At 73.6% G+C, this 17,117-nt stretch carries 16 protein-coding genes and 1 tRNA gene; 11 read left to right on the plus strand and 6 right to left on the minus strand.

Annotation, left to right across the window (positions count from 1 at the left end):
• Positions 1–61: 61 nt before the first annotated feature.
• Complete coding sequence (locus ABZ865_RS27575) at positions 62–469, minus strand: hypothetical protein (RefSeq protein ID WP_361235773.1); 408 nt, start codon at positions 467–469, stop codon at positions 62–64.
• 265 nt (positions 470–734) lie between these two features.
• Here ABZ865_RS27575 and ABZ865_RS27580 point away from each other — a divergent pair, with 265 nt between their 5' ends.
• Entirely contained in the window at positions 735–2,207 is a 1,473-nt protein-coding gene (locus tag ABZ865_RS27580) for a hypothetical protein (RefSeq protein WP_361235776.1), read from the plus strand.
• Between the two features lie 134 nt (positions 2,208–2,341).
• Here ABZ865_RS27580 and ABZ865_RS27585 read toward each other — a convergent pair whose 3' ends face one another.
• Positions 2,342–2,938 carry a histidine phosphatase family protein gene (locus ABZ865_RS27585; RefSeq protein ID WP_361235779.1) on the minus strand — a complete coding sequence of 199 codons (597 nt, stop codon included), beginning with the start codon at positions 2,936–2,938 and terminating at the stop codon, positions 2,342–2,344.
• 215 nt (positions 2,939–3,153) lie between these two features.
• On the opposite strand from ABZ865_RS27585, the gene ABZ865_RS27590 reads away from it, so the two are divergent.
• The 8 genes from ABZ865_RS27590 (at position 3,154) to ABZ865_RS27625 (ending at position 9,756) form a co-directional block, all read left to right on the plus strand.
• Complete coding sequence (locus tag ABZ865_RS27590; protein ID WP_361235782.1) at positions 3,154–4,107, plus strand: phosphatase PAP2 family protein; 954 nt, start codon at positions 3,154–3,156, stop codon at positions 4,105–4,107.
• Position 4,108: 1 nt separating this feature from the next.
• Positions 4,109–5,233 (plus strand): hypothetical protein, encoded by a 1,125-nt coding sequence (locus ABZ865_RS27595; protein ID WP_361236348.1) that lies wholly within the window; start codon positions 4,109–4,111, stop codon positions 5,231–5,233.
• A complete protein-coding gene (locus ABZ865_RS27600) occupies positions 5,224–5,391 on the plus strand; it encodes a hypothetical protein (protein ID WP_361235785.1) in 168 nt (55 codons plus the stop codon). The genes ABZ865_RS27595 and ABZ865_RS27600 overlap by 10 nt, the downstream gene beginning before the upstream one ends.
• Complete coding sequence (locus ABZ865_RS27605) at positions 5,382–6,989, plus strand: hypothetical protein (protein WP_361235788.1); 1,608 nt, start codon at positions 5,382–5,384, stop codon at positions 6,987–6,989. The genes ABZ865_RS27600 and ABZ865_RS27605 overlap by 10 nt, the downstream gene beginning before the upstream one ends.
• Positions 6,986–8,323, plus strand: coding sequence for an AAA domain-containing protein (locus tag ABZ865_RS27610; protein WP_361235791.1), 1,338 nt, complete (start codon positions 6,986–6,988; stop codon positions 8,321–8,323). The genes ABZ865_RS27605 and ABZ865_RS27610 overlap by 4 nt, the downstream gene beginning before the upstream one ends.
• Before the next feature lie 283 nt (positions 8,324–8,606).
• Entirely contained in the window at positions 8,607–8,978 is a 372-nt protein-coding gene (locus ABZ865_RS27615; protein WP_361235794.1) for a hypothetical protein, read from the plus strand.
• Positions 8,979–9,107: 129 nt separating this feature from the next.
• Positions 9,108–9,692, plus strand: coding sequence for a bifunctional DNA primase/polymerase (locus tag ABZ865_RS27620; protein ID WP_361235797.1), 585 nt, complete (start codon positions 9,108–9,110; stop codon positions 9,690–9,692).
• A tRNA-Lys gene (locus ABZ865_RS27625) sits at positions 9,683–9,756 on the plus strand. Before ABZ865_RS27620 ends, ABZ865_RS27625 begins: the two co-directional genes overlap by 10 nt.
• Before the next feature lie 102 nt (positions 9,757–9,858).
• On the opposite strand, the gene ABZ865_RS27630 is transcribed toward ABZ865_RS27625, so the two are convergent.
• The gene (locus ABZ865_RS27630) at positions 9,859–11,085 is read right to left on the minus strand and encodes a M6 family metalloprotease domain-containing protein (protein WP_361236351.1); all 1,227 of its coding nucleotides are present in this window, start codon (positions 11,083–11,085) and stop codon (positions 9,859–9,861) included.
• Positions 11,086–11,451: 366 nt separating this feature from the next.
• On the opposite strand from ABZ865_RS27630, the gene ABZ865_RS27635 reads away from it, so the two are divergent.
• A complete protein-coding gene (locus tag ABZ865_RS27635; RefSeq protein ID WP_361235799.1) occupies positions 11,452–13,260 on the plus strand; it encodes a bifunctional diguanylate cyclase/phosphodiesterase in 1,809 nt (602 codons plus the stop codon).
• Here ABZ865_RS27635 and ABZ865_RS27640 read toward each other — a convergent pair.
• The 3 genes from ABZ865_RS27640 to ABZ865_RS27650 all read right to left on the minus strand — a co-directional run bounded on the left by ABZ865_RS27640 (position 13,239) and on the right by ABZ865_RS27650 (position 15,989).
• On the minus strand, positions 13,239–14,351 hold the full coding sequence (locus ABZ865_RS27640; RefSeq protein WP_361235802.1) for an LLM class flavin-dependent oxidoreductase: 1,113 nt from the start codon (positions 14,349–14,351) through the stop codon (positions 13,239–13,241). The genes ABZ865_RS27635 and ABZ865_RS27640 overlap by 22 nt on opposite strands.
• A gap of 73 nt (positions 14,352–14,424) precedes the next feature.
• Positions 14,425–15,156, minus strand: coding sequence for a decarboxylase (locus ABZ865_RS27645; RefSeq protein ID WP_361235805.1), 732 nt, complete (start codon positions 15,154–15,156; stop codon positions 14,425–14,427).
• 38 nt (positions 15,157–15,194) lie between these two features.
• Complete coding sequence (locus ABZ865_RS27650; RefSeq protein ID WP_361235808.1) at positions 15,195–15,989, minus strand: decarboxylase; 795 nt, start codon at positions 15,987–15,989, stop codon at positions 15,195–15,197.
• A 161-nt stretch (positions 15,990–16,150) separates the two neighbouring features.
• On the opposite strand from ABZ865_RS27650, the gene ABZ865_RS27655 reads away from it, so the two are divergent.
• Complete coding sequence (locus ABZ865_RS27655) at positions 16,151–17,107, plus strand: D-2-hydroxyacid dehydrogenase (RefSeq protein ID WP_361235811.1); 957 nt, start codon at positions 16,151–16,153, stop codon at positions 17,105–17,107.
• Positions 17,108–17,117: the final 10 nt, after the last annotated feature.

Consider the following 17,117-nt stretch of genomic DNA (forward strand, 5'->3'; position numbering starts at 1 on the left):
GGAGCCGGGCCCTCGGCCACTCGACGGCACCGGGACGGACCTGCGGCGGGCCCTCGGTGGCTCAGCGGCAGCTGTCGGCCGCCTCGATCAGCCGGGCCGCCTCCCCGAGGGCCCGGCGCAGCACCACCGGGTCGGTGGCGAGGTCGGCCTCGCCGGGCGGCAGCAGCCAGTCCGAGCCCTCCACCGGCGGCTGCGGGTTCAGCCGCAGTCCCCGCCCGTCGGTCTCCGTGCAGGTGCTGCCCGGCACGTCCCAGCCGGCGGCCGTGCCGGCCGGGACGAGGAAGCCGAGGGTGTCGCCGCCGTCGTCGTGCAGCACGGGTCCGACGGCCTCGCAGGCGCCGCGGCGCAGGATGTCGACCGCCTCCAGGCCCTGCCGGGCCGGAACCGTCACCAGTTCGCATGCCGCGTCTCCCGCCGTCGGCGGCGACGACGGCGCGGCACAAGGATCGTTGCTCTGGCTGGTCTCCATGCCGGCCTCCACCACGGTGCCCTGTTGCAGTCCATGACGTACAACGCACGACCGCGTCAACGGCTACGGCACAAGTGCGCCACAAAGGATGGCAGTTCATGGCAGATCGTGCATGAGATATCCGTTTTGTAGCCAAACACAGCGTGGCGGGTCCGACACAGCAGGTACGTTCTTGCTCGCCGGACCCGGGGTGTCACACGGACAACTCAGCCCGAATCCACCCCGGTTCCGGAATGGTTCGACGGTTCGCACGAGAGGACCGGCCATGGCGTCGTCAACCGAGGCCTCGTCACAGCCCGAACGGCCCCCGAGGCCCAACCTCGCCTTCCGGCAGCTGCGCGGCCGGCGCTCACCGGCCGAGTTCGCGGCGCTGGTACGGCGTGCCGCACGCGAGATCGGCGAGCGGGTGAGCTGTGACGCGCGTTACGTCGGAAGGGTCGAGGCGGGTGAGATCCGCTGCCCGAACTACGCGTACGAACGGGTGTTCCTGCACATGTTCCCCGGTCGCACGCTCACCGACCTCGGCTTCGCGCCGCGCTCGTCCGTACGCGGACGCGCGGCGCGTACGGCCGCGGACGCGCCCCTGGCGCTCACCACCGGTGAGACACGGGGTGCGTACGAGTCGTATGACACGCAGGACCATCCCGACGATCCGCCGGACCCGTACGACTCGGACGAGCCGTACGCGAACGACCACCTGAACCACGAGGAGAGCGACGTGCTGCGTCGCGCATTCATGACCGGCGGCGGGGCCACGATGGCCGCCGCCACGCTGGGCCCGCTGAGGCTCACCACGGACGCCGCGACAGCGGCCCGCCCGGTGCGGCGCGCCGGGACACCCGAGGCCGCCGCGCTGGAGGAGGCGGTCCGCCGTATTCGGCTGCTGGACGACCGGCACGGCGCGGACGGCCTGTACCAGCGCGCGGCGGCGCCACTGCGCGCCGCCTACGCGCTTCTGGACGCGGGCGCGACGCGGCAGACAACCGCGGAGCGATTGCACTCGGGCGCCGGTGAACTGGCCATCTCCGTGGGCTGGCTGGCCCATGACTCCGGGCGTTTCGACGACGCCCGCTCGCACTACGCGGAGGCACTGGCCACCGCGCGCATGACCGGCGACGGCGCCCTCGAGGCGCATGCCTTCTGCAACACGGCGTTCCTCGCGCGCGACGCGGGCCGGCCCCGGGAGGCGGTACGGGCGGCGCAGGCCGCGCAGCGAGTCGGGCGTTCGCTGGGCTCGCCCCGTCTGATGTCGCTGCTGGCGCTGCGGGAGGCGGGGGGCTGGGCGGGGCTCGCCGACCGTACCGGGTGCGAGCAGGCGCTGGCGCGGGCGCAGGCCTTCTTCGAGCGGGGGCGGTCGGACGCCGACCCCGAGTGGATGAGCTTCTACGGAGAGGCCGAGCTGGAGGGGCTGGAGGCGCAGTGCTGGTCCATGCTGGGCGACTGGCGGCGCGCGTCCCGGCACGCGGGGCGCGCCGCGCATCTCCAGGACCCGCACTTCTCCCGGAACATCGCGCTGTACACGGCCGAACTCGCCGACGACCTCGCGCGTGACGGCCGCCCCGACGAAGCGGCCGCCGCCGGCCTGCGCGTCCTCGACCTCCTCACCCAGGTCCAGTCCTCCCGCATCCAGACGATGCTCTCCGGAACAGCGCGCGTCCTTCTCCCGCACCGACGGGCCTCGGGAGTCTCCGAGTTCCTCGACCGCCATGCATCCCTGCCGAGGGCTGCGCGGGCGTAACGAGGGGGCTGCGGGCGGTTCTTCGGCTGCGGGTGCGTGGGGGCTCGTCGCGCCCACGCGGCGGAGCCGCAAATCGACACAGCCCCGCGCCCCTGGGGAACCGCAGCCCCGCCCGCTGCAGAGGCGAGCCCCCGTCAGCCCGACAGGTGGCCCACGTCGTTCCAGGTTTCGAGTGCCGGGTCGCCGTATGCCCAGCCCAGGATGGAGAGGGAGGTGGGGTTGAGGCGGATGCGGGCGGCGAAGTCGAGGGGGAGGCCCAGCCATCGCGCGCCGATGGAGCGGAGGATGTGGCCGTGGGCGAAGACGAGGACGTCGCGGTCGGCGGAGCGGGCCCAGGCGACGACCTCGTCCGCGCGCGCGGTGACCTCGGCGAGGGTCTCGCCCTCCGGGACACCGTCGCGCCAGATCAGCCAACCGGGCCGGACAGCCTGTATCTCGGCCGGCGTCATGCCTTCGTAGGCGCCGTAGTCCCACTCCATCAGCGTGTCCCAGGACTCCGCACGCTCACCGAACCCGGCCAGTTCGCACGTCTCACGCGCGCGTGCCAGCGGGCTGGTCCGCACCTCCACTCCCGGCAGCCCGTCCAGCGGAGCGCGCTGCAGGCGCTCGCCGAGCAGCTTGGCCCCGCGCCGGCCCTCCTCCAGGAGCGGTACGTCGGTCCTGCCGGTGTGCTTGCCGGACAGCGACCACGCCGTCTGTCCGTGCCGGGCCAGCAGGATGCGCGGTGCCATGGGGGACCTTTCCGGGAGAGCGGTGCCTGAGGAGCGCCCGCGAAATCGGGAGGCGCCGTCCGTCCATCATCGCTCACCCTGGGCAGGGGCAACCCGCCGGGCGATCTCGGCGTCTTTGAGGGCTGGAGTGCCCGCACGGGCGGATCACGGACACCGTAAAGTGTCACGGTCGCCCGCCGGGGCGCACCGCACAGCAGAAGGGGGAGGGCGATCGGATGGCGCAGACCGAGACACCGGGCACCGAGGTGACCCCGCGAACCCGGCTGCGCTGGTGGACCGAGCTGCCGCTGATCCTGCTGGTCTACGGCTGCTACTCGGCCGGCCGCCTCCTCGCCCGGGGTGACGTCTCCTCCGCCGTCGACCACGGCCTGGCGATCCTCCGCATCGAGAAGGCCTTCCACCTCAACGCCGAGCACCCCCTCAACCGCCTGTTCACCCGCGAGCCCTGGCTCGGCGTACCGGCCGACTTCTGGTACGCCTCGCTGCACTACCTGGTCACGCCCGTCATCCTCGTCTGGCTGTTCCGGGCCCGCACCGAGCACTACCGGGCGGCCCGCACCTGGCTGATGGCGTCCACGTTCATCGGTCTGATCGGCTTCACCCTGCTGCCCACCTGCCCGCCCCGCCTGCTCTCCGAGGGCCACGGCTTCGTGGACACGATGGCCCAGTACAGCTCGTACGGCTGGTGGGGCGGCGAGGCAAGCGCCCCGCGCGGCATGGGCGGCATGACCAACCAGTACGCGGCGATGCCGAGTCTGCACGTCGGCTGGGCCCTGTGGTGCGGGGTGATGCTGTGGCGCCACGGCCGTACCCGGCTCGCGAAGGTCGTCGGCGTCGCCTACGCCGTGCTGACCGCGGTCGTCGTCATGGGCACCGCCAACCACTACTTCCTGGACGCGGTCGCGGGCGTCGCCGTGATGGGCGTGGGCCTGCTGCTCGCGCCGCGCGTGATGCGCGCCGTGGACCTGCTGCGGGCGCGGCTCACCACCCGCGCCACCCCGGTCCCACAGGCCTTGGACGGTGCGGTTTCCCCGATTGTCAGTGGCGAATGCCAGACTTCCGCGGGTGAGCACATTCCCAGGCAGCGCGAGCCGCGGCTCGACGCCGCAGCCGAGCCGGACGCCTCCCCCAGCGACGCGGGCGAGGACGCTCCGGCACCGGCTCGCTGAGCTGCGCGGTCCCGAGGTACCGGCCAAGGCCCTGGACGCGCGCGCCCTCGCGGCGCTCGCCGCGAACCCGGGGTGCCGCAGGCGCGCGATCCTGGACGGCGCCGGGGTGGACAAGGCGGCGCTGGCGAGCGCGCTGGGCACGCCGTCCGGCTTCGGCCAGTCCCAGTTCGCGCTGACCCGGGGCAACGCGTTCGAGGCGAAGGTGAAGGCTGACGGCGGCGCCGAGCTGCTGCGGCTGGTGCACTCCCGGCTGGACCCGGGCGCCGAGCCGCCCGCCGGGGCCGCCGTGCCCGACCTGAGCTCGCCGGGCCCCGAGGGGCGTACGGCCCGTACGGCGCTGGCGCTGCGCGAGGCCGTGGCGGCGGGCGGCTGGACGCTGCTGGACCACCCGATGCTGGCACTGGACGTGGCGGGCTCGCTCGCGTTCCTCGAGCCGGACGCGGTGGTGGTGCACCCGGACGGCAGCTGGACGGTCGTGGAGATCAAGTCGTTCCCGATGCTGGACGGCTCGGCGGACCCCGCGAAGGTGGGCGCGGCCGCCCGGCAGGCGGCGGTGTACGTGCTGGCTCTGGAGGACGTGGCCGCGCGCCTCGATCCCGCTCCCCCGGTACGGCACCGGGTGCTGCTGGTGTGCCCGAAGGACTTCTCCAACCTGCCCACGGCCTCCGCCGTCGATGTGCGCAAGCAGCGCGCGGTCACCGCCCGGCAGCTGGCCAGGCTCACCCGGGTCGAGGAGATCGCCGACACCCTGCCCGAGGGCACGTGCTTCGCGCCCGACCGGCCGGCCGAGGAGCTGACGGCGGCCGTCGAGGCGGTTCCGGCGACGTACGCGCCGGAGTGCCTGTCCGCCTGTGAACTGGCCTTCCACTGCCGGGAACGCTCCCGCGCGGCCGGCGCGGTGACCCGGCTCGGCCGCCCGCTCCGGGCCGAGCTGGGCGGCCTGACCACGGTCGAGGACGTCCTGGCGGCCGCCCGGGGCGAGAGCGGCGACCCGGACGACCCGACGGTCGCGGCCCTGCGCCGCGCGGCCACCCTGCGCACCGAGGCCCTGACCGCCATCACCCTGCCCACCCAGGCCCACCCGCCGGCCACCCCCCACACGGCGGAGGTGACCCCGTGTCGCTGATCGCCCCCCTCGGCCGCCACGAGGCCACCGGCACCAGCGCCGTCACCGGCACCCACCCGGCCACCCGGCCGCCGACCACCGCGCGCGCCCCACTCAGCACCCCCGAGCCGGCCACCCTCCGTGCCGAAGCCCCCGCGGAGGTGGCCCCGTGTCGCTGATCGCCACGCTTGCCCGGCTGGAGGCCGTGAGCACGGGCCGGGCGCAGCTCGCCGCGACCGTGCGGCATCGTCGGCTGTCCGACCGGCCGCTCGTGTTCGTGCCGCTCACCACGGCGGGTGAGGCGGGCGCCCCGCTCGGCGCGCTGGTGGGCACCGACCGGGACGCCCCGCGTCTGCTGGTCGTGCCGCAGCCCCGGGACCGCGATCTGCGCTTCGCGTTCCTCGCCGACCTGGCCGACGTCGTCCTGCCGTACATCGACTCGTACGCGCAGGACGTCGAGGCGGCCGAGCGCACCGAGACCGACCCGGAGACCGGCAAGCGGATCAAGGTCGAGGTCGAGCTGTGCGCGGACGCGCCCCAGCTGATCGTGCCGAGCCGGGCGGGCCTGGACTACGTACGGCTGCTCGGCCGCTCGATGCGGTTCCGGCGCACCGCCGAGCAGGACCCGGAGACGCCCTACCCCGCGCCGCCCCACATCCCCCTGCTCGGGCGCTGGCTGACCCACTACGGCGAGCGCGCCCGCGTACCCGGCTCCTCGCTCCTGCTGGCCCTGACCGACGTGCTGTCCCGGCACTGGGCGACCGGCCAGTCCAGCCTGGAGGACCAGCATCTGGGCGCGCTGATCGCCTGGATCGACCCTCCCGGGGACAGCACGGGCGCCGAGGCCGCCCAGCGGGCCGAACTCGCGCGCGACGCCGACGGGCAGCTGCTGTGCCCGCCGGCCGGCCCGGCCACCGACCCGGCGTTCGACAACAAGCTGCTGGCCCCGGCCATCGAGCGCTACGACCGCGCGCGCGGTGCGCTGGCCGCCGCCGAGGACGCCCTGGAGGCGGACGACCGGCTGGCCGCGCTCACCGAGGCCGAGCAGCGGATCCGCGACCTGGTCGACAGCCGCACCCGGCCCACCTGGGACGCGGTGTGGCGGGGTCTGGACCTGCTGCGGGCGCTGCCCGAGGGCGCGCACGTCGAGGAGCGGTGGACCCGGGACCGCTGGTCGTTCACCGGCCACCGGGACCGGGTCGTGGCGGGCGAGCCGCCGCAGCCGCGCCGCGACGACGCGGTGACGGCGGCGAACAAGCTGGCCACGCGCGAGCGTGAGCAGGCCCGGCTGGAGGCGCAGGAGGCGCTGGACGACCCGCTGGTGATGGCGGGGCGGCGGCTGTCCGGTGAGGCGTTCGCGGGCGAGGTGACCGAGGTCGCCATGGCGTACAGCGAGGGCAAGCGGCCGAGCCCCCGTCCGCTGGTGACGGTCCGCACGCAGGACCGGCCGCATCTGGCGGAGCGGGCGAAGGTGTACCGCTCGCTGGGCGGCAAGCCGCAGGCGGCGGAGTTCGTCGGCTACGAGGGCTCCCCGGACGAGGGCGAGGGCCTCCTCGTCGTACTCCGCATCGTGGACAAGATGGGCCGGGGCAAGGAGCCCGAGCCCGGTTCGGTGCCGGAGAAGGGCGACGCGGTCTGCTTCAGCCTCTTCGAGCACGAGCAGCGCGGCGGGGCGAAGCTCCCCGACCCGGAGGACACCCCGTGGACGCACGGCGGCCCGCCGGGCGAGGCCGTGTCCGAAGTCCCCGACACCGTGACCGAGGAGGACGTGCTGTGACGACGGTCGACTTCGACCCCGGAGCCGCTGCCGCCCGCGCCACCGACGCGATCCTCCGCGACACCCTGCACGGCGGCGAGCGCGGTGTGGTCGTCGACTCCCCGCCCGGTGCCGGCAAGTCCACCCTGGTGGTCCGCGCGGCCCTCGAACTCGCCGACGCCGGGCGCCCGTTGATGGTGGTGGCGCAGACCAACGCCCAGGTGGACGACCTGGTGCTGCGGCTCGCCGAGAAGAACCCCGAGCTGCCGGTGGGCCGCCTGCACAGCAGCGACACGGACCCCTACGACAAGGCGCTGGACGACCTGCCGCAGGTCCGGACCTCCGCGAAGGCGGCCGATCTGCAGGGCCTGCCCGTCGTGCTCTCCACGGCCGCCAAGTGGGCGCACGTCAAGGTGGACGAGCCGTGGCGGCACGCGATCGTGGACGAGGCGTACCAGATGCGCTCGGACTCCCTGCTGGCCGTGGCGGGCCTGTTCGAGCGGGCGCTGTTCGTGGGTGACCCGGGGCAGCTGGACCCGTTCGCGATCGTGGGCAGCGAGCAGTGGGCGGGTCTGTCGTACGACCCCTCGGCCTCCGCCGTGACGACGCTGCTGGCGCACAACCCGGACCTGCCCCAGCACCGTCTCCCGGTCTCCTGGCGCCTGCCGGCCTCGGCGGCGCCGCTGGTCTCGGACGCCTTCTACCCGTACACCCCGTTCCGCAGCGGCACCGGCCACGGCGACCGCCGGCTGGCCTTCGCCGTCCCGTCGGACGGTACGGGCCCGGACCGGGTGATCGACGAGGCGGCCGAGTCCGGCTGGGGCCTGCTGGAGCTGCCCGCCCGGCACACCCCGCGCACGGACCCGGAGGCGGTGCGGGCGGTGGCGACGGTCGTACGGCGCCTGCTGGACCGCGGCGGCGCGGCGACCTCGGAGCGCTCACCGGACCCGGCTCCGCTCACCGTCGACCGGATCGCCGTCGGCACCGCCCACCGCGACCAGGCCGCCGCGGTCCGCTCGGCGCTCGCGGACCTGGGCGTGGCGGACGTCACGGTCGACACCGCGAACCGCCTCCAGGGCCGCGAGTACGACGTCACGGTCGTCCTGCACCCGCTCTCCGGGCGCCCCGACGCCACCGCCTTCCACCTGGAGACCGGCCGCCTGTGCGTCCTGGCCTCCCGCCACCGCCACGCCTGCATCGTCGTGTGCCGCGCGGGCGTCGGCGACCTGCTGGACGACTACCCCTCCACGGAACCGGTCCAGCTGGGAACCCTGGTGAAGTTCCCGGACGGCTGGGAGGCCAACCACGCGGTGCTCGCCCATCTGGCCGAACACCGGGTGCCCTGGCGACCATGACCGACGCCCCGGTGCGTGCCCAGCAGACGTCGGCCGCCACGCCCCCATCCGCCGGACGGAGTCCGGCACGCCGCCGGAGACGGCCGATGAATACAGCCCGGACGGCTGGGAGGCCAACCACGCGGTGCTCGCCCATCTGGCCGAACACCGAGTGGCCTGGCGGCCGTGATCGTCGTCACGTGGTTCCCGGCGATTCGAGGTCCCCTTGCGCCCGCGCGAGACAATGGACGGTGGCCCACCTGAGGGGGGCGTCCACCGGACCGTACGAGGAGGAGATGCAGACATGGCGGAGCCCACGCCGCATCGGAACGAACCGCGGCGACGCCCCGCGCCCCTGATCTTCGAGCCCGCTGAGGCGGCCGGCGATCCGGAGCACTTCTTCGACCTGGAATCGATCGAGGATCCGCGAGCGCTGCTGTCGCGGGCCACGGAGCTGGCCCAGGCGTTCGCCGCGGCAGCGGACCGCGCCATGGAGTTCCAGGCCATCGCTGCGGCCCAGCTCGCCGACCCGCGCCGGTTCGACCGGCTGACCCCGGTCGACATCGCCGAGCGGGCGGAGTGGACCGAGGACTACGCGAAGCGGATGGTCGAGTTCGGGCGGGATCTGTTGCGGGGGGCGGACACGGAGGGCCGGACACCCGTCGACCCCGTCTAGGCCGAAGGGCCGACGGCCCGCGCACCCGGCATATGCCAGGCGGGCAAGATACTCCTGCCCGCCCGCTCCTGTCCCGGTTTTCCGCAACCCCGGAGAATCGCGCACTCACCGCCGGTAGATGTAGACGGCATGAGCAGCGCACCGAACGTCACCTCCGCCACCGTCGACGGAGCCGCCTGGCTCGCCTCCGCCGGAACGTATCCGCGCAACACGCTCGCCCTCTGGGAGGAGCACCCCGACACCCCGGTCGTCCTGCCCTGCGGCACCGTGTTCGACGTGGTGAACGCCCCGGCGATCTTCGGGCGCCGGATGCTGGACCGGTTATGGGACGAGGGGCCGGGTTCCGGGCCGGTCGCGATGTTCCGGGGCCGCATGCTGCTGTTCGCCGCCCCTGGCACGGCCCAGCGGCTGCCCTCGCTGCTGACCTGGGAGGAGTGGGGAGGCGCCCACGGCAGCCGCACCGAGGCCGTACCGCCCCTGCTGTGTCACGGCACCGGGGACGCGGTGACCGTCCCGGCCCCGCACGGCGGTGACTCCCCCGTCCTCGGCGACTCCCGCTGGCTGGTCGCCCCCGACACCCGGCGCCCCTGGCTGCCCGGCCCCGAGGTGCTGCTCTGGGCGGCCGTACGGGCGGCCCGGGCGGCGGTGCGGATATCGATTTTTCCTCCCGCCGATCAGGATGCTAAGGTCTACGACGTCAGCAGGCGCCGCTAGCTCAGTTGGTTAGAGCAGCTGACTCTTAATCAGCGGGTCCGGGGTTCGAGTCCCTGGCGGCGCACGCGAATGAAGCGGTGGGCCGGTTTCGAAAGAAACCGGCCCACCGTTTTCGTATACAAAGCTGCGACTCTCCAGCCCCTTCACCGCCCCGGCTCGCCGGCCGTCACCCTTCCCGCTCCCCCGGCTCCCCCGGCGTGATCTTCACCGTCCACGCCCCGGACGCCGTCCGTCCCTCCGCCTCCACCTTCACGCCCTCGCCCGGGACCGTGAAGCTCTCCCCCAGGGCGACCGGGGCGTCGGCCAGGGGTGGGTAGACGGAATTCTCCCAGCAGGCCTCGGTGCGCGGGTGGGCGTCCACCACCTCGACCGGGCCGCCGCCGGACTCGGCGCCGCCGCGGACCCGGTAGACGAGGATGCCCTGGCGGCAGGCGGTCCGGTCGTTCCCGGCCGGGCCGCGCGCCTCGAAGGCCAGCGCGCTGTCCGGGCCGGTGCGCACGACCGCCAGTTTCGTGCCGTGGCCGAGGCCGAAGGCGGGGGCGCCGGCGGTGCCCGCCACCGGGACGCCCGGACCGGCGGCCAGTGGCTCCAGCGTCAGCCGGGTCGGCCCCGTCCCCCGTACGCACGCCACCTGGCGCGGATCCAGCCAGCCCAGTTTCCACTTGTGCCAGGCGAACATGTCCGGGGCCAGTCCGAACTGGCTGCCCATCAGGTCCCAGTCGCCGACGTAGGTGTCCCAGTCGCCCTTGCCGTCGACCGGACGGTGGTAGAGGTCGGGGAGGTCGAAGACATGGCCGGTCTCGTGGGCGAGGACCAGCCGGTCGGGCGGGTGCTGCTCGAACACGGTGACGACCCGGCTGATGTCCGTGCCGTCCAGGTGCACGGGGGTGTCGAGGTTGACGACCTTCGTCGCGTCGGAGTCCACGCCGGGCGCGTCCGGATCGGCGACGAAGTAGACGACGGGGTAGCGGGAGAAGTCGACCTCCTTGTCGGCCACGGCGAACGCGTCGCTCAGGTAGGCGGCACGGTCGGCGGCGCTCCAGTCCCGCTTCATGGCGTACGAGGACGACGGGCGCGGCATGCGCAGCCAGTGGCCGAGCGGGTGCGGGCGCAGGGTGAACCGGCCGTAGGAGGCCTGGCTGAAGAAGCGGCTGGTGGCCGGGAAGTGATCGGCGGTCAGTTCGGCGGGCGTGGTGCGCGGGGCGGCGTCCGGGAAGGAGAGGAAGATCAGGACGGCGTCGAGCGTCCCGACCGGGCGGGTGTAGGCGGGGTTCCAGGTGTCCACGCCCTCCGAGTGGTGGGCCTCGGTGCGGTGCAGGGCGCAGGGGGTCGTCGAGAAGGGCTCGGCGACCGACGGGCCGGAGAGGATCGAGGTCGCGGCGAGCGCCGACATCGTGGTGGCCACGGCGGCGGTGCTGCGCAGCTTGGGCACGAAAGGACCTCCGGATGCGGTTCACGGGACACCGCATCCAGACTGTGGGTGTTTGATGAGTTTTGCCCTGTTTGCCTGAACCGGAAGGGTGAGTACGCCCGTTTGCGCGCCGGCGCGCATCCCCCGAACGACACCCCGAAACACTCACGGAACGTCACAACTGGTCGGGGGCCTGAAGAAGCCGCCCACCTGCGGGCAGAAACGATCTGTCAGAACCGCGGGTCGGTCGGGGACAATGGAGACCGGCTGGAAGCCCCCAGGGCCAGCCTCTATGATCGGCACACTTTCCGGCACGGACAGAGATCGAGTGCACTGCGGGAGCGAGCGGTGAGCGGAACGTCCGAAGGGCCGACGCCCGCGGCAGACCTCGACCGGTCAGCCGTCACAGACAGTGACCAATCGACGTATCACCGTGTCTTCGCGGCCGCCCCGCTCTCCATGGCCGTCGTGGACCGCGAGGGACTCGTCGTCAGCGCCAACCCCGCCTTCGAGGAGCTGCTCGGCACCGGCTCGGAGCCGCTGGCCGGCCGGGTCGCCGCCGACCTGGTCGACCTGGCCTCCGACGCCCGCACCTGGCACGCCTACCGGGAGGTGCTGCGCGGCCGGCAGGCGAGACTGCGCTGCACCCGGCGGCTCAAGCATCCCGACGGCAATTCGCTGTGGGTGCAGGTCACCGTCGCCCCGCTGGCCGAGGGCGAGCCGGGCGTGCTGCTGTCGGTCGCCGACATCGGCGCCCGCCGTGAACTCCAGGCGCGGCTGCGGCACTTGCAGATGCACGACCCGGTGACCCGGCTGCCCAACCGCACCCTGTTCTTCGAGCGCCTGTCGGCCGCGCTGGAGGCGGAGTCGTACGAGCAGAGCGGCACGGGCCGGATCGGCCTGTGCTACCTGGACCTCGACGGCTTCAAGGCGGTCAACGACACCCTCGGCCACCGCGTCGGCGACCGGCTGCTCGCGTCCGTCGCCCAGCGGCTCACCCGGGTGGCCGACGAGGTCGGGTACGCCCGCACCGGCGCCCCTCTGGTGGCCCGGCTCGGCGGTGACGAGTTCGCCCTGCTCGTGGAGGACTCCACCGGCACCGAACAGCTCGCCGACCTCGCCGAGTCCGCGCTGAGGGCTCTGGAGGAGCCCTTCGACCTGGCCGGGCAGCGCCTGTCGCTGACCGCGTCCATCGGGGTGGTGGAACGGCACGCGGCCGGGACGAGCGCCACCGGTCTGATGCAGGCGGCCGACACGACCCTGTACTGGGCGAAGGCCGACGGCAAGGCCCGCTGGACCCTGTTCGACCCGGAGCGCAACGCGCACCTGATGACCCGCCAGGCCCTCGCCTCCACCCTGCGCCCCGCCATCGAGCGGGGCGAGTTCGCGCTGGAGTACCAGCCGCTGGTGGGCATGGAGGACGGCCGGCTGAGCGGGGTCGAGGCGTTGATCCGCTGGAATCATCCTCAGTTCGGCACACTGACGCCGAATCGGTTCATCGGACTGGCCGAGGAGGACGGCTCGATCGTCCAGCTCGGCCGCTGGGCGCTGGCCACCGCCTGCCGGCAGGCCCGCCGCTGGCAGCTCGACCACCCCGGCGAACCGCCCATCTTCGTCAGCGTCAACGTGGCCGTGCGCCAGGTGTGGGACTCCGACCTGGTCGCGGACGTGGCGGAGACCCTCGCCGAGACCGGGCTCGCCCCGCACCTGCTCCAGCTGGAGCTGACCGAGTCGGCCGTGATGGGCTCGGCGGGCCGCCCGCTCCAGGCCCTGCAGGCCCTCAGCGACATGGGCGTGCGGATCGCCATCGACGACTTCGGCACCGGCTACTCGAACCTGGCGTACCTGAGCCGGCTGCCGGTGAAGGTCCTGAAGCTGGACGGCTCCTTCGTGCGCGGCTTCCAGTACGAGGAGGCGCCCAAAGGGGTGCCGCCCAATCCGGCCGACGAGGTGATCGTGGAGGCGATGATCCAGCTGGCCCACCGCCTGGGCCTCACCGTCACCGCGGAGTGCGTGGAGACGTCGGCGCAGGCCTCGCGGCTGCGCCGGATCGGCTGCGACACCGGGCAGGGCTGGCTGTACTCCCGTCCGGTGCCGCCGGATCGTATCTCCGAGCTGCTGGGCGACCAGGCGGCCTACGCGGTGGGCAAGCCGTAGGCGTCCGCGATCAGTTCGTAGGAGCGCAGCCGCAGTTCTCCGCGGTGGGCGTGCGAGGTGATCATCAGCTCGTCCGCGCCGGTGCGCTTGTGCAGCTCGTCCAGGCCGGTGCGGACCTCGTCCGCGGTGCCGTGCACGACGTTCCCGGTCCAGGAGGCCACGAAGTCCTCCTCCATGGGGCTGAACTGGTGCCGCTCGGCGTCCTCCGGGTCGGGGAAGAGGCCGGGGTGGCCCATGCGCAGGCGCAGCATGTTGAGGGCGGCCGCCCGCACCTGCCGGCGCGCCTCCGCCGCGTCGTCCGTGGCGAGGGCGGAGACGCCGATGAGGGCGTACGGCTCGGCCAGCACCTCGGAGGGCTTGAAGGTCGCCCGGTACAGGTCGAGGGCCGGGATGGTGTTCTGCGCGGAGAAGTGGTGCGCGAAGGCGAAGGGCAGTCCGAGCAGGCCGGCCAGGCGGGCGCTGAAGCCGGAGGAGCCGAGCAGCCAGACGGGCGGCCGGTGCGCGGACTGGACCCCGCCGGGGGTGGTGCCCTGCACGGGGCCCGGGATCGCGTGGATGCGTCCGTACGGGTGGCCGTCGGGGAAGTCGTCGTCCAGGAAGCGGGTGAGTTCCGCCAGCTGCTGCGGGAAGTCGTCGGCGCCCTCGTTCAGGGTGTCGGTGCGGCGCAGCGCGGCGGCGGTGGCCCCGTCCGTACCGGGCGCCCGTCCGAGCCCCAGGTCGATCCGGCCCGGCGCCAGCGCCTCCAGCGTGCCGAACTGCTCGGCGATCACCAGCGGCGCGTGGTTGGGCAGCATGACGCCGCCCGAGCCGAGCCGGATGCGCTCGGTGTGGGCGGCGAGGTGGGCGAGGATCACGGCGGGCGAGGAGGAGGCGACGCCGGGCATGGAGTGGTGCTCGGCGACCCAGTACCGGTGGAAGCCGCGCGACTCGGCGAACCGGGACAGCTGCACGCTGGTGCGCAGCGCCTCGGTGGCGGTACTGCCCGCCCCCACGGTCACCAGGTCCAGTACGGAGAGGGGCGCGGGAGCGGTGCCGTGCGCCGCACCCCGGATCTCGTCTGCCGCCACGTGCGTGCCTCCTGTTTCCGGCATGGAGTGTCCTGCGGGCGACTAACAGGAGGCTGTCCCCGGTTATTCCCGGGGAGGTGCGCCGGGGGCCGGCCGGTCAGACCTGGACGATCGGCTCACGGGTGAACAGCGCGCCCAGGGTCGGCGCGTTCACCCGCCGGTCGGCCAGCCTCAGCCCCTCCCACACCGACACCTGGTTCGCCGTGAGCACCGGCTTGCCCAGCGTCTTCTCCAGTGCCGGCAGATGCGCCGCCGTGTGCAGCGCGGTGTCCGGCAGCAGCACGGCCTGCGCGCCGGAGGCATCCGCCGCCCGCGCCAGCGCCAGCACCTCCGCCTCCCCCCACGTCCCCACCTCCGCCGCCGTGACGATCCCCGACGACTGCACCTTGACCACCTCCAGGCCCGCGACCCGCAGGAAGTCGCAGAACAGCGCGGCCACGTCCTCCGGGTAGGTCGCACCCACGGCCACCCGCCGCACCCCCAGCTCCCGGGCCGCGTGCACGAAGGCGAAGGACGTGGAGGACGCCGGCATCCCGGCCAGCCGCGCCAGCGTCCGCACCTGCTCCTGGGCGCCCTCCCAGCCGTACACGAAGCTGCCGCTGGTGCACGCCCACACCACCGTCTCGGCCCCGGTCAGCCGCAGCTGCTCCATGCCCGCCGCGAGCCGGTCGGTGGAGCCCATCTCGCGCAGCGCGTCCACCCGGTGCGCGTCCTCGCCGATGTCGGTGTGGATCAGGTCCACCCGGATGTCGCTGCCCAGGAGCTGCTCGATGCGCGGGTAGTCGTCCTCTCCGGAGTGGCCGGGGTAGAGGAATCCCAGTGCTGTCATGGCGGCCTTTCCCAGTGGTCCTGCGTCGTGTCCGTCCGTCACTGCGTCTCTTCCGGCTCCTGCGTCTGAGCCGGCAGGGCCGGCCAGTCACGCGCGGCCTCGTCGAGCAGCGCCTGGTACGGCCCCACCGCTCGGATACCCAATCGGCGCAGGGCGCCCCACATCGTGACCTGGTTGGCCGAGAGGACGGGGATGCGCAGCTCGGCCTCCAGTTGCGGGATGACGTCGTACGTGGGCAGGTTGGTGCAGGAGATGAACAGCGCGTCGGCGCTGCCGGGCCGCACCGCGCGGCGGGCCATGTCGACCACGTCCCGGTACGGCACCTTCCAGATGTGCCGGGTGAGCCCCATGTAGGCGCGGCCGGTCACGCGTATGCCGGCTTGGGCGATGTACGTCTCCAGTGCCCGGGTCACGGAGACGGTGTACGGGGTGACCAGCGCGACCCGCTCGCACCCCAGCTCCGTCAGGGCCTCCAGCAGCGCTCCCGAGGTGGTGACGGCGGGCAGCTCGCCGCCGGACCTGCTCATCTCCGCGCACATCGACCGCTCGCCCGCGATCCCCCCGACGAAGCTGCCGGAAGTGCAGGCGTAGGCGAGGACCTCGGGGGCGACGGCGCTCAGCGCGCGCACGGCGTCGCCGAGGGTCTGGTGCTCGCTGACCAGCCGGGCCAGGCCCAGGCTCACCTCGACCGGCACGAACGGGGTGCGGGTCAGATGCAGCGAGACGTCGTCGGGAACCCAGCGCCACAGCTCGCGGTCGAGGGCGAAGTCAAAAGGGGCGACGACACCGACTCCGCGCTGGGGGCGGGGGCCGCCGAGAAAGGAGACGTCCATGGCAGGGCTCCCGCCTCACGCTGAAAAGGAACTGAGAACGAACCGGGAACGGATCGTGAGTACGCCCGTGTTGACGAAGGTAGGTTCGGGTGCGAGCGTGGTCAATCCGTGCATGTCAGACACCCTGTCCGCGCCCGGATTCCGGGAGGAACGGCCCTTCGATGCCCATCCCGACCCGCCCCACCCTGCTCGTGCTGGACGCCGACCCGCCGCCCCGGCTCGGCCGCCTCACCGGCCGCGCCCGGATCCTGCATACCGACGCGGACGGCCTGGCCGGGCTGCTGCCGGAGGCGGACGTGCTGCTGGTGTGGGACTTCACCTCGACCGCCGCCCGCGAGGCCTGGCCCGGGGACGGGCCCCGCCCGCGCTGGGTGCACACCGCGAGCGCCGGAGTGGATCACCTGATGTGCCCGGAGCTGGCCGCGTCCGACACGGTGGTGACCAACGCGCGCGGGATCTTCGACCAGCCGATCGCCGAGTACGTGGCCGCGCTGGTGCTGGCCGTCGCCAAGGATCTGCCGCGCACGCTGGAGCTCCAGCGGGAGCGCGCCTGGCGCCACCGGGAGACACGGCGGGTGGCGGGCACCCGGGCGTGCGTGGTCGGGTCCGGGCCGATCGGCCGGGCGATCGCGCGCACGCTGAAGGCCCTGGGCGTCACCACCGCGCTGGTGGGCCGGATGCCGCGTACCGGCATCCACGGCCCGGCCGACCTGGACCGGCTGATCTCCCGCGCGGACTGGGTGATCGCCGCCGCGCCGCTGACCGAGCAGACGTACGGCATGTTCGACACCCGCCGGTTCGGCGTGATGCAGCCCTCGGCGGTCTTCGTGAACGTCGGCCGGGGCCAGTTGGTCGACGAGGACGCCCTCGCGGAGGCGCTGCGGCGGCGCTGGATCGCGGCCGCGGCCCTGGACGTGTTCACCGCCGAGCCCCTGCCGGCGGACAGCCCGCTGTGGGGGCTGCCCGGGCTGATCGTCTCGCCGCACATGAGCGGCGACACGATCGGCTGGCGGGACGAACTGGGGACGCAGTTCGTGGAGTTGTACGAGCGCTGGGCGGCAGGCAGATCACTGGTGAACGTGGTCGACAAGAAGCGTGGCTACGTACCGGGCCACTGACCCACCGGGA

The organism is Streptomyces sp. NPDC047085 (assembly GCF_040643735.1).
Taxonomy (GTDB): domain Bacteria; phylum Actinomycetota; class Actinomycetes; order Streptomycetales; family Streptomycetaceae; genus Streptomyces.

Excerpts from the sequence above, each read along its gene's own strand:
- ABZ865_RS27575 (WP_361235773.1), bottom strand. The coding sequence starts at position 469 with ATGGAGACCAGCCAGAGCAACGATCCTTGTGCCGCGCCGTCGTCGCCG.
- ABZ865_RS27580 (WP_361235776.1), top strand. The coding sequence starts at position 735 with ATGGCGTCGTCAACCGAGGCCTCGTCACAGCCCGAACGGCCCCCGAGG.
- ABZ865_RS27585 (WP_361235779.1), bottom strand. The coding sequence starts at position 2,938 with ATGGCACCGCGCATCCTGCTGGCCCGGCACGGACAGACGGCGTGGTCG.
- ABZ865_RS27590 (WP_361235782.1), top strand. The coding sequence starts at position 3,154 with ATGGCGCAGACCGAGACACCGGGCACCGAGGTGACCCCGCGAACCCGG.
- ABZ865_RS27615 (WP_361235794.1), top strand. The coding sequence starts at position 8,607 with ATGGCGGAGCCCACGCCGCATCGGAACGAACCGCGGCGACGCCCCGCG.
- ABZ865_RS27620 (WP_361235797.1), top strand. The coding sequence starts at position 9,108 with ATGAGCAGCGCACCGAACGTCACCTCCGCCACCGTCGACGGAGCCGCC.
- ABZ865_RS27630 (WP_361236351.1), bottom strand. The coding sequence starts at position 11,085 with ATGTCGGCGCTCGCCGCGACCTCGATCCTCTCCGGCCCGTCGGTCGCC.
- ABZ865_RS27640 (WP_361235802.1), bottom strand. The coding sequence starts at position 14,351 with ATGCCGGAAACAGGAGGCACGCACGTGGCGGCAGACGAGATCCGGGGT.
- ABZ865_RS27645 (WP_361235805.1), bottom strand. The coding sequence starts at position 15,156 with ATGACAGCACTGGGATTCCTCTACCCCGGCCACTCCGGAGAGGACGAC.
- ABZ865_RS27650 (WP_361235808.1), bottom strand. The coding sequence starts at position 15,989 with ATGGACGTCTCCTTTCTCGGCGGCCCCCGCCCCCAGCGCGGAGTCGGT.
- ABZ865_RS27655 (WP_361235811.1), top strand. The coding sequence starts at position 16,151 with ATGCCCATCCCGACCCGCCCCACCCTGCTCGTGCTGGACGCCGACCCG.